This window comes from Enterovibrio paralichthyis (assembly GCF_019209835.1).
In the GTDB taxonomy this organism is placed as follows: domain Bacteria; phylum Pseudomonadota; class Gammaproteobacteria; order Enterobacterales; family Vibrionaceae; genus Enterovibrio; species Enterovibrio paralichthyis.
Genome location: NZ_JAHUTS010000009.1, coordinates 109,976 through 123,884 on the forward strand (window position 1 = coordinate 109,976; position 13,909 = coordinate 123,884).

Genomic DNA, 13,909 nt, shown 5'->3' on the forward strand with positions numbered 1-13,909 from the left:
AGCGCGCTCAATAAAACGCCGCGCCATACGATCAAATTCAGACAGGGAAGCACACCATGAGCGACAAGAAGTCCGCGACCATCGCCGTCCGTACCGGCATCACCACTGATTCACAGCATCACGCCGTTGTGCCTCCACTTTACCTTTCCACCAACTACGAGTTCCCAGAATTTGGGGCGGTGCCGAAATACGATTATGCCCGCGGCGGCAACCCAACCAGGGCGTTGCTTGAAAGCGCACTGGCGGATCTGGAAAACGGCGCAGGCGCTGTCGTTACCAACTGTGGCATGTCTGCTATCAACCTTTTACTCGCGCTATTGTCTCCTGACGACCTGATCGTGGCGCCGCACGATTGCTACGGTGGTACCTACCGACTGTTTGATTCACGCGCCAAAAAAGGGGCATTCAAGGTGTTGTTTGTTGACCAGAATGATGCCCAGGCGCTTGAAGCAGCCTTACTGCAAAAGCCCAAACTGGTGTGGGTGGAAACGCCTTCCAACCCGCTGCTGCGTGTGGTTGATGTGGCGGCAATTTGCAAACAGGCCCATGCTGCCGATGCTTGGGTAGGCGTGGACAATACTTTCCTGTCACCGGTGCTGCAGCAACCCCTGAATCTTGGTGCGGATTTTGTCGTGCACTCGACCACCAAATTTATCAACGGTCATTCCGACACCGTCGGCGGCGTTGTCGTTGCCAAAGAAGTGGAGCTGTATGAAGAATTGAAGTGGTGGGGGAATTGTATCGGGGCAACCGGCAATGCCTTTGACAGCTATATGACACTGCGTGGACTGCGTACCCTGGGAGCCAGAATGCGCATGCATGAAGAGAACAGTGGCGCAATCCTTGAGTTCCTGAAACAGGAGCCTTTGGTCAGTGTTATCTATCATCCGTCGCTGCCAGCCCACCCGGGTCATGAGATTGCGAAGAAACAACAAGCAGGTTTTGGCGGAATGTTGAGCTTTGAACTCAAAGGTGACGAAAGTGAGCTGAAACTTTTCCTCGCCTCACTTAAGCTGTTCACTTTGGCCGAATCATTGGGCGGCGTGGAAAGCTTAGTCACGCACCCAGGCTCAATGACCCACCGAGCCATGTCGGACGAAGCGCAAGCAGAAGCGGGCATTGCAGCGACCTTGCTGCGCCTGTCCATCGGTCTGGAAGACAAGGCCGATTTGATCGCCGACCTGAAACAAGCATTCGATATAGTAAGAGAGAGCCAGCAATGAGTGCGGTTGAAGTAGTATCCCCTCAGCAGTCGCCATCCCGTCAGTTACATAAGTTCGGTGGCAGCAGCCTTGCCGATCCTGACTGTTTTCGCCGTGTTGCCCGTATCCTGGGTCAATACAGTGGCGACACAGACATCATAGTGGTGTCTGCGGCCGGAAAAACCACCAACCACCTGATTGAGTGGATTGGCCTGTTGGGCAAAGATGGCCGCCTGGCACATGAAAGCCTGCAAAGCTTGCGTAAATACCAGCAGGACTTGATTGAAAACCTGATTGAAGGCGAGCAAAAGCAGGTGCTGGTGGATGCGCTTTATAAAGATTTCAGCGCTTTGGCTCAAGCGGGCGAAAACCCGCTGACGGAAGCGCAGCGTGCGTGGAGCCAGGGTTTTGGTGAAGTCTGGTCTGCGCGCCTGTTGTCTGCGTTGCTCAGCCAAAGCGAGTTACCGGCAGTACAGCTCGATTCACGCCGCTTCCTGCGCGCTGAACGTGGCGCACAGCCGGAAGTAGACCGCGCAAGCTCCTGGCCTCTTCTGAAAGAACAACTGGTTCAGCACACCAAACGCCGCATCGTGATCACCGGATTTATGGCGCAAAACAGCGCCGGTGAAACCGTCCTGCTTGGCCGTAACGGTTCGGATTACTCCGCCACCATTATCGGTGCCTTGGCTGATGTCAGCCGTGTGACTATCTGGAGTGACGTTGCCGGTGTCTACAGCGCGGATCCGCGCACAGTGGGTGATGCCTGCCTGTTGCCTTTGCTGCGTCTTGATGAAGCGGCAGAGCTTGCCCGTCTGGCAGCGCCTGTGCTGCATACCCGCACACTCCAGCCGGTGGCACAAAGCTGTATCGATTTGAACCTGCGCTGCAGTTACGACCCGGAATCCGGTTCTACCCGTATTGAGCGGGTACTGGCATCTGGTCGCGGCGCAAAAATTATCACCTCACTGGGTGAGGTTTGCCTGTTGCAGCTGGATGTACCGAAATCCCATGACTTCGGTGTAGCCCGTCAGGACATCGAACGTTTGCTGGTACGCAACCAAATTCTGCCTTTGGCTTCTTCTTACAGCGCCGATCAGCACCGTATCCAACTGGCCTATACGGCTGAGGTGGTCAACAGTGTGCTCGAACAGTTGCAGGATGCCGGTGTGCCCGCAGATATCCGTCTGCGCGAAGGCTACAGCATGGTTGCCGCCGTGGGAGCAGGGGTGACGGCTAACCCGGTGCATTGCCACGGTTTCTACCAGCAGCTTCGCAGTCAGCCCATTGAGTTTATTTCTGAATCTGCCAGTGGCCTGAGCATTGCGGCAATCCTGCGCAAAACCAATACCGCAGCGCTGGTGTCGGACATTCACCGCGCCCTGTTTCAAGCGCAGCGGAGCATTGGTCTGGTACTGCTTGGCAAAGGTAATATCGGCAGCCGCTGGTTGTCGCTGTTTGCCGAGCAAAAAGCGGCGTTGGAAAAGCGACATGGCATGAGTTTTGAGCTGATATCTGTCCTCGACAGCGACAGCCTGTGGGTGGACTTTAACGGCATAGATGCAGAAAGCGTGATGACACGCTTTGATGAAATGGCTACCCCATACCAAGGTGGCGAGTGGCTGACACACCTGCTCAACCATCCTTACGATGAAATTGTGGTGTTGGATGTGACGGCGAGTGCATCGCTGTCACTGCAATATCCGGATTTGGCAGAACACGGCTATCACCTGATTTCTGCCAATAAGTTTGCTGGCTCTGCGCATGGCGATTTGTACCACCAAGTGCAGGATGCATTTGCGAAAACCGGACGTTTCTGGCTCTACAATGCAACCGTCGGAGCTGGTCTGCCGGTTAACCACGCGGTGCGTGATCTTCGTGAAAGTGGCGATCAGATAACGGCAATCTCCGGCATTTTCTCCGGCACCCTGTCTTGGCTGTTCCAGCAGTACAACAGTGAAATCCCATTCAGTGAGCTGTTGGAGCAGGCCTGGCAACAGGGGCTGACAGAGCCGGATCCGCGTGAAGATTTAAGCGGCGCGGATGTCATGCGAAAATTGGTTATCCTGGCACGTGAATCAGGTCTGGATTTAGAGCCAGAGCAGGTACAGGTGCAATCCCTGGTGCCGGAATCCCTCAGCCAACTGTCACTCGATGCCTTTTTGGATCACAGCAGCGAACTCGACGATGTGCTGGAGGAGTGGTGGAACAAAGCACGTAAAGAGCACGGGGTGCTGCGCTACGTGGCACGGCTGTCACGCAAAGGCAAAGCACGCGTGGGAATCGAAGTGTTGCCTGAAGAGCATCCGCTGGCCAATCTCCTGCCTTGCGACAATATCTTTGCGATTGAAAGCCAGTGGTATCGTGAGAATCCGCTGGTGATCCGCGGGCCCGGAGCCGGGCGGGATGTAACCGCCGGGGCACTGCTGTCCGATCTCAATCGCATAGCGGCACTCCTTAAATAGGAATGTGAAAAAAAGCGGAGGGAAACCTCCGCTTTTTTTATATGCTGAAGACGATGCATGATCATCATGAATAAATTTCAATTTAAGTCAGTTGACTTTAAATTGACCGCAAGACAATATCTAGACATATAGACGTCCAAATGGATGTCGACATTGAAAAGGATTTCTCGGCGCGGAATGCCGAAGTAGGGAGACGTTATGGGTTACTCACACGCCAGCCACCTGGATGCGCTGAATCAGAATTTGTCCGACTTGAACGGCGACATCAATGTCTCCTTCGAATTTTTCCCCCCAAGCTCTGAAGCGATGGAGCAGACGCTCTGGGCATCAGTACAACGCCTGAAAAACCTCAAGCCAAAGTTTGTGTCCGTGACATATGGCGCCAACTCCGGTGAGCGTGACCGTACCCATGGCATCGTCAAAAGTATCAAACAGGAAACGGGCATCGAAGCGGCACCGCACCTGACCTGTATCGATGCAAGCCGTGATGAGCTGCGTGAAATCGCCCGCGATTACTGGAACAGCGGTATCCGCCATATCGTGGCGTTGCGTGGTGATTTGCCTGAGAAAAGTCAGAAGCCGGATATGTATGCCGCGGATTTGGTTGAATTGCTCAAAGGTGAAGCTGACTTTGATATTTCTGTGGCGGCGTATCCGGAAGTGCACCCAGAAGCCAAAAGTGCACAGGCTGATCTTATCAACCTGAAACGCAAGGTGGATGCCGGTGCCAACCGCGCCATCACCCAGTTCTTTTTTGACGTGGAAAGCTACCTGCGTTTTCGTGACCGCTGCGCAGCAGCAGGGATTGATGTCGAAATCATTCCAGGCATTTTGCCGGTATCCAACTTCAAGCAGGCGTCACGATTTGCCACGATGACCAACGTGCGTATTCCTGCCTGGATGCACAAGCAGTTTGAAGGGTTAGATGATGACCCGGTTACCCGTCAGATGGTGGGTGTCAGCAACGCCATTGATATGGTGCGCGTGCTGAGCCGTGAAGGCGTGAAAGATTTCCACTTCTACACCTTGAACCGCGCAGAGCTGACGTATGCGCTTTGCCACACTCTGGGTGTCAGACCTCAGGGTTAACTGAAATAACGTGGCTCTGCAGACATAAAAAAACCGTCGTTTCAGCGACGGTTTTTTTCGGTTAACCCCAGTAAACATCTGGGATCAGTTGTGGGCGGCAATCTTGTGGTTTGCCACCATGGTTTCCATGGCGCTGAGCTCGATCAGTACTTCTTCAGCCCAGGTCAGCCACGCTTCCTGACGCAGTATATTCCTGCGCAGTGTCAGTCTTTCTAACCGGCCTTCACGGGAAAGCAGGGAAAGATCGGCATAGTGGTGGCGTTCCATATCGCGATACTGGCTGAGTTTTAAGCGTGCCTCCTCCATCAGGGCATTGATGTGCTCGATCATAGGAGCCGGGTCAAAGATGCTGCAGGTCAGCAATTTGGCGGACACCTCGTCGCGGTCAGTCGGGTGCTTGGCCGGGATCAGAAACCATTCATACAGGCTTTGTTTGCCGATATCTGTAATGGAATAGACCTTGCGATCCGGTTTGCCATCCTGAGGTTCGAGACGACAACTTACCGCGCCCATATCGGCGAGCTTGTTGAGTTCACGGTAGACCTGTTGGTGGCTGGCTTTCCAGAAGTGGCCGATAGCGTTAGAAAACTCTTTGGTTATATCATAACCTGTTGCGTCACGGTGGCTGAGCACCGTTAGAATTACATGCGGTAGTGACATCTCTTCTATCCAAAATATCAAAAAAGGCGATCCTCGCCCTGGGATGTCGCTCTTTGGCGATGTGTTTATCTTCCCAACACTGGGTGGATCGTCGCGTTTTTCTATGTCTGTAGAGGGCGTATGTTGCCAACAGGTCACCCAAAAAGAAGGGTGAAAAATGCGCTCTATCAAACACCAAAACGGCAATTTAATTGTCGGTATTACCAGTAAGTACTTGGTCGAGGCGACTTTGCACACTGGCTACTCAACATACTAATAACATTATCAATGCAACAACAAACGAAAAAGGCTTACCAAAAATAAAAAAGGCTGCAACTTGGCAGCCTTTCTTAATTTTGAATCGATTTCTCATTTATCCGGTGTTGCGCATGCCCGCAGCGATACCGGCAATGGTCACCATCAATGCTTCGTCCAGATCGCTGTGCTCGCCTTCTGCCGCGCGGGTACGGCATAGAAGCTCAGCCTGCAGCATGTTAAGTGGCTCAACATAGATGCTTCGCAAGCGGATGGACTCGGCGCCCCATGGGTTTTGTTCCATCAGGTGGTCACTGTTTTCTACCATCAGCACGGCTTTGATGTCCTGTGCCAGGCGGTCGCGCAATTGCTCGCCCAAAGACCACAGGGATGGGTCAACCAGCTTCTCGTCGTAGTATTTGGAAATCGACGGATCCGTTTTGGTGAACACCATTTCCAGCATACCCAGACGGGTTGAGAAGAATGGCCATTCGCGGCACATTTCTTCCAGCTGGTTGAGGTGGCCATGGTCAACGGAAAACTGGATCGCCTGACCGGCACCCAGCCATGCCGGCAGCAGAAGACGGTTCTGGCTCCAGGCGAAAATCCATGGAATAGCACGCAGGCTTTCTACGCCCCCGTTCGGGTTACGTTTCGATGGGCGAGAACCCAACGGCAGTTTGCCCAATTCCATTTCAGGGGTGGCGGCGCGGAAGTACGGCACAAAGTCTTTGTGGCCGCGCACGACATCACGGTAGGCTTCGCAGGAAACCTCACTCAGGGTTTCCATCAGGTCACGCCACTCTTGCTTCGGCTCTGGTGGAGGCAGCAGGTTGGCTTCCAAAATCGCGCTGGCGTAGAGGTTGAGGCTCTGGATAGCGACATCTGGCAGGCCAAGTTTAAAACGAATCATCTCGCCCTGCTCAGTCACGCGCAGGCCGCCTTTCAGGCTGCGAGGTGGCTGTGAAAGCAGTGCTGCATGAGCAGGCGCACCGCCACGACCGATGGAACCGCCACGGCCGTGGAACAGCACCAGATCGACACCGGCGTCTTCACACAGCGCGACCAGTTGTTCCATCGCTTTGTACTGGGCCCAGCCTGCGGCCATCACACCGGCATCTTTGGCCGAATCGGAGTAGCCGATCATGACCATCTGGAAGTTCTGGATAAAGCCGCGGTACCAGTCGATGCTCAGCAACTGGCTGATGACGGATTTGGCGTTGTTGAGGTCATCCAGGGTTTCGAACAGCGGGCAAACGTCCATACGGAATGGGCAGCCAGCTTCTTTGAGCAGCAGATGCACAGCCAGCACGTCAGAGGCGGTGCGCGCCATCGATATCACATAGGCGCCTAGGGCTTCGCGTGGCTGTTGCGCCACGATACGGCAGGTATCAAGCACTTCCTGTACGTTGTCAGACGGCTCCCAGTCACGTGGCAGCAATGGACGTTTTGAACTCAGTTCGCGGATAAGGAATGCTTGCTTGTCCTGCTCGCTCCACTGACTGTAATCGCCCATGCCGAGACAACGGGTCACTTCAGAAATAGCGTCTGCGTGGCGGGTGCTCTCCTGGCGAATATCCAGCTTGATGAGATTCACACCGAAGGTGCGGATACGGCGCAGGGTATCGAGCAATAAGCCATCGGCAATAATGCCCATGCCACACTCATGCAGAGACTGGTAGCAGGCATGCAGTGGTGTCCACAGCTGGTCGACGTTGGTAAGAATATCCTTCTCGTCGTTACGGCGACCATGGATTTGTGCATCCAGATATTCCAAGGTGTTGTTCAGTGTTGTGCGCAGCGATTTCAGGATAGCGCGGTACGGTTCATGCTCGTCACCGGCCATGGCACGGACCACGTCATTGCAGCGGGTCATTGAAAGCTCGCTGATGAGTTCCTGAATATCGCCCAGATACAGGTCTGCGGCTTTCCAGCGTGACAGCAACAGCACTTCACGGGTGACTTCAGCGGTGACAAACGGGTTACCGTCCCGGTCGCCGCCCATCCAGCTTGAGATCTGGATAGGGGAGGACTCTACGGCCAGGCTGCGGCCAAGGTGGCGCTTCATCTTTTGGTCAAATTGACGTAAGAATTCCGGCACGGCCTGCCAAAGGCTGTTTTCGATGACGGCATAACCCCATTTGGCTTCATCCAACGGGGTCGGGCGCTGCTTGCGGATAACATCCGAATGCCAGGCCTGAGCGATAAGTTGTTCCAGACGCAGTTCAGCTTTGTCGCGCTCGCTGGAAGAAAGATCGCCAAGTTCCAGCTTGGACAGGCACTTGTTGATCTGCACCAGTTTATGAATGGTGGTACGACGCGCAATCTCGGTCGGGTGGGCAGTCAGGACCAGCTCAATTTTCAGGTCATCAACCGCTTTTTGCTTGTCACTGTCGGTCACATCAGCGTTTTGCAGACGCATGAATAGGTCGTCCAGGCTATCTGGATTACAGACCGCTTCTTCGCAGTGACGGGAGACAGAGTGATATTGTTCGGCGATGTTGGTGAGATTGAGGAACTGGCTGAATGCGCGCGCTACGGGCAGCAATTGGTCATTGGGCAGGTTTTGCAGGACATCGATCAGTTTGGCGTGATCGTCACTGTTTCCTGATGAGGCAGACTTAGAGAGTTGTCGTATCTCTTCTACCTTGGCCAGCAATTCTTCACCGTGAGCACCTTTAATGGTGTTGCCCAGCAGGTGACCCAGCATGCTGACATTGCTTTTTAGAGCGTCGTACTTGTCATTCATAAGGCATCCGTTTCGTAACTTTGTTACATCCAAATTGCAATCGTAATGGCTCAATCTAGCCAATCAGCCTACCCAAGGTCAATCATAGTCATATTAATTATGTTCATTTTTACCGCAAAGCCCGTAAATACAGGGGCTTTGGGAGATGTAAAAAAATTACACATGACATACAGCGAACCGGGGTGAATGTGGCTGTTTTGTTCCCGTTGGGTTTATTTTGTCCAAGGTGTTGACATGGCGCTTCGTTCACGTTAAAAATCACATATAAATTCATTATAAATGAATAAAAAATTATAAAAAGCTTGTGAAAGCGCATGGATGCAACAAAAAGGTACGATACTAAGATGGAAAAACTTTTCACACCCCTTCTCCAGCGACGACGCCGACGTTAAACCGTTGGGCGTGCCTGCCCCCTTGCAGCTGAACAAGCTGAATGTGTCATCATTCAATCGTTTATAAAAATGGAACTTTCATGCTAAAGACAGTGATTGTCGGCGCCAGTGGATATACCGGTGCTGAGCTGACCAAAATGGTACACCTGCATCCGTCGCTGGCCTTGACCGGCCTGTATGTCTCTGAAAACAGTTCGGATGCCAACAAACCTATCAGTGCTTTGCACGGTAACTTGAAAGGCCTGGTTGACCTGCCGCTTTTGCCGTTGGTTGATGTGGATGCCGTAGCCGAAGAGGCTGATGTCGTCCTGTTGGCGACAGCCCATGAGGTGAGTCACGATATTGCGCCGCTGTTCCTCGCAAAAGGCTGCAAAGTCTTTGACTTATCAGGGGCTTTTCGCGTGCAATCAGACAGCTTCTATACCGATTTCTATGGTTTTACCCATCAGTTCAATGATTGGCTGGACAAAGCGGTTTATGGTCTTGCTGAGTGGAATGAAGCGGCAATTGCCAATGCCGATTTGGTTGCTGTTCCGGGTTGTTATCCAACGGCATCCCAGCTGGCGCTGAAACCTTTGGTAGAGGCTGGGTTGCTGGATTTGGCGCAGTGGCCTGTGATCAATGCGGTCAGTGGTGTTTCCGGTGCAGGCCGCAAAGCGTCCATGACTAACAGTTTTTGTGAAGTGAGCCTGCATGCGTATGGGGTGTTTACTCACCGCCATCAACCTGAAATTGCTGCCCACCTGGGATGCGATGTCATTTTCACCCCGCACCTTGGCAATTTTAAGCGTGGCATTCTGGCGACTATCACCGCCAAACTCGCAGACGGAGTCAGTGAGGCTGATGTTTCCAAAGCGATTGAAAATGCATATCAAAATACACCGCTGGTTCGTCCATTGGGCGCCGGTGAAAGCGCGAAGCTGCAATCTGTTCAAAATACCGGATTTTGTGATATTGGCTGGTCGGTGAAAGGCCAGCACGTGATTCTGACATCTGCTATCGATAACTTGCTCAAAGGTGCTGCAAGTCAGGCAATGCAGTGCATAAACATTCGCTTTGGATTCTCGCCACTCACGGCGATTGTGTAGGAGAGTTGCAATGAGTTTACGTCCGTTAGTAGTAAAGCTGGGTGGTGCGGCACTGTCTTGCACAGAAACCTTGGATAAGCTGTTTGCTGCCATTAGCCAGTATCAGCAATCTGCCGCACGCGATCTGGTGATTGTTCACGGTGGCGGTTATCTGGTGGATGACTTGATGAAAGCACTGAACCTGAAGGTGGAAAAAAAGCAGGGTTTGCGAGTCACGCCAAAAGATCAGATCAATGTGGTCGCGGGTGCGCTAGCGGGTACATCAAATAAACTGCTGCAAGCAGAAGCGATTAAATGTGGCATCAATGCGGTTGGATTGAGTCTTGCCGATGGTGGCCTTTGTAAGGTGACTCAGCTTGACCCTGAGCTTGGCAATGTGGGTAATGCAGCGCCGGGTGACTCTGCTGTGCTGCAAGCGGTATTGTCGACTGGCGCAGTGCCTATCATCAGCTCTATCGGAATCGATGCTGAAGGCGAGTTGATGAACGTCAATGCCGATCAGGCAGCGGTAGCGGTAGCAGCGGCACTGGATGCCGAGTTGGTTCTGCTGTCTGATGTCAGTGGGGTACTGAATGGTAAAGGCAAGCTGATGCCAAGCCTGGATGAGAAATCTGCCAATGAATTAATAGAAAGCGGCGTTATCACTGACGGCATGATTGTCAAAGTGAAAGCGGCTTTCGAAGCGGCAAAAGCGCTGGGACGTCCTATTCAGGTCGCCAGCTGGCGCTATCCCGACAAGCTGGCCGAATTGTTCGGCGGCAGCAACATCGGCACCCGTTTCACAGTTTAACTACACAATATTTATTAGTCGTTACCGCCTGTACTGACCGTCAGAGCGGTGAACAAGGAGAAGTTGAAATGAGCGATATCAAAAAGGTAGTACTTGCATATTCTGGCGGTCTGGATACGTCGGCAATCATTCCATGGCTGAAAGAAAACTATGACTGTGAAGTGGTGGCATTCGTTGCGGATGTGGGTCAGGGCGAAGAAGAGCTGGTGGGCATTGAAGAGAAAGCCATCGCATCTGGCGCATCAGCGTGTTACATCGCTGACCTGAAAGAAGAGATGGTGGCGGACTACATTTACCCAAGCCTGAAAACCGGTGCTATGTACGAAGGCAAATACCTGCTGGGTACCTCCATGGCGCGCCCAATCATCGCCAAAGCGCAGGTTGAATGTGCTCTGGAAGTGGGTGCAGATGCCTTGTGTCACGGCTGTACCGGCAAGGGTAATGACCAGGTGCGTTTTGAAAGTGCCTTTGCAGCACTGGCGCCGCACCTGAAAGTGATTGCCCCTTGGCGTGAGTGGAACCTGCGCTCACGTGAAGCACTGCTGGACTACCTGGCGGAGCGCAATATTCCGTGTACTGCATCACTGGAAAAAATCTACAGCCGTGACGCCAATGCCTGGCACATCTCCACCGAAGGTGGCGTACTGGAAGATACCTGGAACGCACCTAACGAGCACTGCTGGGTGTGGACGGTCGATCCAGAGCAGGCTCCAGATCAGGCCGAAACGGTTTCACTGCTGGTAGAAAAAGGTGAAGTGGTTGCGGTTGATGGTGAACGCCTGAGCCCTTATCAGGTGCTGACGACCCTGAACGAGAAAGGTTCGCGTCACGGTGTCGGCCGTATTGATATCGTCGAGAACCGTCTGGTTGGCATGAAGTCCCGTGGCTGCTACGAAACCCCGGGAGGCACCATCATGATGGAAGCGCTGCGTGGCGTTGAACAACTGGTACTGGACAAAGACTGCTTTGAATTCCGTGAAGAGCTGGGCTTGAAAGCATCCCACCTGATTTACGATGGCCGTTGGTTCACCCCGCTGTGTAAATCGATTCTGTCGGCAGCAGATTCCCTGGCGGAAGCTGTGACCGGTGAAGTGGTAGTGAAACTCTACAAAGGACAGGCTACAGTAGTGCAGAAGCGCTCGCTCAACAGCCTGTATTCGGAAGAATTTGCCACCTTTGGTGAGGATGACGTTTACGATCACAGCCATGCTGGCGGCTTTATCCGTCTCTACTCGCTGTCGAGCCGTATCCGTGCGCTGAACGAACAAAAGAAAAAATAGCAGCTGGAAGCAATCGAGTTTAAGGAGAAGTAAGTATGGCGTTATGGGGCGGAAGGTTTAGTCAGGCGGCCGACACACGGTTTAAGCAGTTCAACGATTCGTTGCGTTTTGACTATCGCCTCGCAGAGCAGGATATCGTTGGGTCGATTGCCTGGTCGAAGGCACTGCGCTCGGTAGGCGTGCTGTCAGAGATTGAGCAACAGCGCCTTGAGCTTGCGCTCAACGAGATCAAGCTGGCGGTGATGGAAGATCCCGAGCAAATCCTGCAATCTGACGCCGAAGACATCCACAGCTGGGTGGAGCAGCAACTGATCGCCAAAGTGGGCGATTTGGGGAAAAAGCTGCACACCGGCCGTTCCCGTAACGACCAGGTCGCCACTGACCTCAAGCTGTGGTGTCGCCAGCAGGGACAGCAACTGCTTCTCGCTCTCGACAAGCTGCAAAACCAGATGGTGAAAGTCGCGGCAGAAAACCAGACTACGGTTCTGCCGGGCTATACCCACCTGCAACGTGCCCAGCCAGTGACATTTGCTCACTGGTGTCTTGCCTACGTGGAAATGTTTGAGCGTGATTACTCGCGCCTGAGCGATGCCATGAGCCGCCTCGACACCTGCCCATTGGGCTCAGGTGCATTGGCGGGCACGGCTTACCCGATTGACCGTGAATCCCTGGCGCACAGCCTGGGTTTTCGTCGCGCCACCCGTAACAGTCTGGATTCGGTTTCTGACCGCGACCACGTGATGGAGCTGATGTCAGTGGCGTCTATTTCCATGTTGCACCTGTCGCGCATGGCCGAAGACCTGATTTTCTACAACTCCGGCGAGTCCGGTTTTGTGGAGCTGGCTGATGCGGTCACTTCCGGTTCATCACTGATGCCACAGAAGAAAAACCCGGACGCACTGGAGCTTATCCGTGGTAAGACCGGCCGCGTCTATGGCGCCATGTCAGCCATGATGATGACGGTGAAAGCCCTGCCACTGGCCTACAACAAAGATATGCAAGAAGACAAGGAAGGGCTGTTTGACGCGCTCGACACCTGGTTTGATTGTATTGAAATGGCAGCGCTTTGCTTTGACGGCATCAAAATCAACAAAGCCCGTACGCTGGAAGCGGCGATGCAGGGGTATTCCAATGCCACCGAGCTGGCGGACTATTTGGTTGCCAAGGGTATTCCGTTCCGTGAAGCGCACCATATCGTTGGGGTAGCCGTTGTTGCCGCGATTGAAAAAGGCTGTGCATTGGAAGAGCTTTCGCTGGAAGAGATGAAGCAGTTCTCACCGGTGATTGATGAAGATGTTTACCCCATCCTGACTATTGATTCCTGTCTGGAGAAACGCTGCGCCCTGGGTGGTGTGGCACCGAATCAGGTGGAATACGCTATCAGCCAGGCAGAAAAACGTCTGGAAAAACGTTACTCACCGCAGGTAAAAGTGCGCGGTGCCCGTCTCACCGATCTCGATGCCATTGAAGGTATGGTGGCCTACTGGGCGGGGCTGGGTGAAAACCTGCCGCGTGAGCGCAATGAACTGGTGCGTGATATTGGCTCTTTTGCTGTGGCAGAACATCAGGGCGAAGTGACCGGTTGTGCCTCATTGTATGTTTATGACTCCGGACTGGCTGAAGTGCGCTCTCTTGGCGTGGAAGCCGGCTGGCAGCATCAGGGGCAGGGCAGTGCCATCGTCCAGAACCTGCTGAAAAAAGCCAAGAACATGGCGATCAAAAAAGTGTTTGTTTTGACCCGTGTTCCCGAGTTCTTTATGCGTCAGGGCTTTATTCCAACATCAAAATCTCTGCTGCCGGAAAAAGTCATGAAAGATTGCGAACGTTGTCCACGCCTGCACGCGTGTGATGAAGTGGCGCTTGAGTTTACCTTTGATCAGGACAGGCTGATTGCTAAAGCCAATGTAGCTTGATCCTGGTTGCATCCTTTCACCGGCCCCAGTGGCCGGTTTTTTTATTCTGT

9 protein-coding genes are annotated in these 13,909 nt (G+C 53.2%); 7 read left to right on the forward strand and 2 right to left on the reverse strand.

Annotation, left to right across the window (positions count from 1 at the left end; genetic code table 11):
* The first annotated feature begins 56 nt into the window (after positions 1–56).
* From KU854_RS12890 to metF, 3 genes are all read left to right on the forward strand, one after another.
* Positions 57–1,223 (forward strand): O-succinylhomoserine (thiol)-lyase, encoded by a 1,167-nt coding sequence (locus KU854_RS12890; RefSeq protein WP_218358923.1) that lies wholly within the window; start codon positions 57–59, stop codon positions 1,221–1,223.
* The gene (locus KU854_RS12895) at positions 1,220–3,664 is read left to right on the forward strand and encodes a bifunctional aspartate kinase/homoserine dehydrogenase II (RefSeq protein ID WP_218358924.1); all 2,445 of its coding nucleotides are present in this window, start codon (positions 1,220–1,222) and stop codon (positions 3,662–3,664) included. The genes KU854_RS12890 and KU854_RS12895 overlap by 4 nt, the downstream gene beginning before the upstream one ends.
* A 198-nt stretch (positions 3,665–3,862) precedes the next feature.
* Positions 3,863–4,753 carry a methylenetetrahydrofolate reductase gene (gene metF, locus KU854_RS12900; protein WP_218358925.1) on the forward strand — a complete coding sequence of 297 codons (891 nt, stop codon included), beginning with the start codon at positions 3,863–3,865 and terminating at the stop codon, positions 4,751–4,753.
* A gap of 84 nt (positions 4,754–4,837) precedes the next feature.
* Here metF and KU854_RS12905 read toward each other — a convergent pair whose 3' ends face one another.
* Positions 4,838–5,413 carry a PadR family transcriptional regulator gene (locus KU854_RS12905; protein ID WP_218358926.1) on the reverse strand — a complete coding sequence of 192 codons (576 nt, stop codon included), beginning with the start codon at positions 5,411–5,413 and terminating at the stop codon, positions 4,838–4,840.
* A 352-nt stretch (positions 5,414–5,765) separates the two neighbouring features.
* Positions 5,766–8,396, reverse strand: coding sequence for a phosphoenolpyruvate carboxylase (gene ppc, locus KU854_RS12910; RefSeq protein ID WP_218358927.1), 2,631 nt, complete (start codon positions 8,394–8,396; stop codon positions 5,766–5,768).
* Positions 8,397–8,868: 472 nt separating this feature from the next.
* On the opposite strand from ppc, the gene argC reads away from it, so the two are divergent.
* The 4 genes from argC (at position 8,869) to argH (ending at position 13,859) form a co-directional block, all read left to right on the forward strand.
* Complete coding sequence (gene argC / locus KU854_RS12915; protein WP_218358928.1) at positions 8,869–9,876, forward strand: N-acetyl-gamma-glutamyl-phosphate reductase; 1,008 nt, start codon at positions 8,869–8,871, stop codon at positions 9,874–9,876.
* Between the two features lie 10 nt (positions 9,877–9,886).
* Positions 9,887–10,666: an acetylglutamate kinase gene (gene argB / locus KU854_RS12920; RefSeq protein ID WP_054779493.1), complete on the forward strand. Its 780-nt coding sequence runs from the start codon at positions 9,887–9,889 to the stop codon at positions 10,664–10,666.
* A gap of 68 nt (positions 10,667–10,734) precedes the next feature.
* Positions 10,735–11,946: an argininosuccinate synthase gene (locus KU854_RS12925; RefSeq protein ID WP_218358929.1), complete on the forward strand. Its 1,212-nt coding sequence runs from the start codon at positions 10,735–10,737 to the stop codon at positions 11,944–11,946.
* A 35-nt stretch (positions 11,947–11,981) separates the two neighbouring features.
* Positions 11,982–13,859, forward strand: a complete 1,878-nt coding sequence (gene argH, locus KU854_RS12930; protein ID WP_054779495.1) for an argininosuccinate lyase — start codon at positions 11,982–11,984, stop codon at positions 13,857–13,859.
* Positions 13,860–13,909: the final 50 nt, after the last annotated feature.

Coding starts and splice junctions, on each gene's coding strand:
- KU854_RS12905 (WP_218358926.1), bottom strand. CDS start 5,413: ATGTCACTACCGCATGTAATTCTAACGGTGCTCAGCCACCGTGACGCA.
- KU854_RS12895 (WP_218358924.1), top strand. CDS start 1,220: ATGAGTGCGGTTGAAGTAGTATCCCCTCAGCAGTCGCCATCCCGTCAG.
- metF (WP_218358925.1), top strand. CDS start 3,863: ATGGGTTACTCACACGCCAGCCACCTGGATGCGCTGAATCAGAATTTG.
- KU854_RS12925 (WP_218358929.1), top strand. CDS start 10,735: ATGAGCGATATCAAAAAGGTAGTACTTGCATATTCTGGCGGTCTGGAT.
- argC (WP_218358928.1), top strand. CDS start 8,869: ATGCTAAAGACAGTGATTGTCGGCGCCAGTGGATATACCGGTGCTGAG.
- KU854_RS12890 (WP_218358923.1), top strand. CDS start 57: ATGAGCGACAAGAAGTCCGCGACCATCGCCGTCCGTACCGGCATCACC.
- argB (WP_054779493.1), top strand. CDS start 9,887: ATGAGTTTACGTCCGTTAGTAGTAAAGCTGGGTGGTGCGGCACTGTCT.
- argH (WP_054779495.1), top strand. CDS start 11,982: ATGGCGTTATGGGGCGGAAGGTTTAGTCAGGCGGCCGACACACGGTTT.
- ppc (WP_218358927.1), bottom strand. CDS start 8,396: ATGAATGACAAGTACGACGCTCTAAAAAGCAATGTCAGCATGCTGGGT.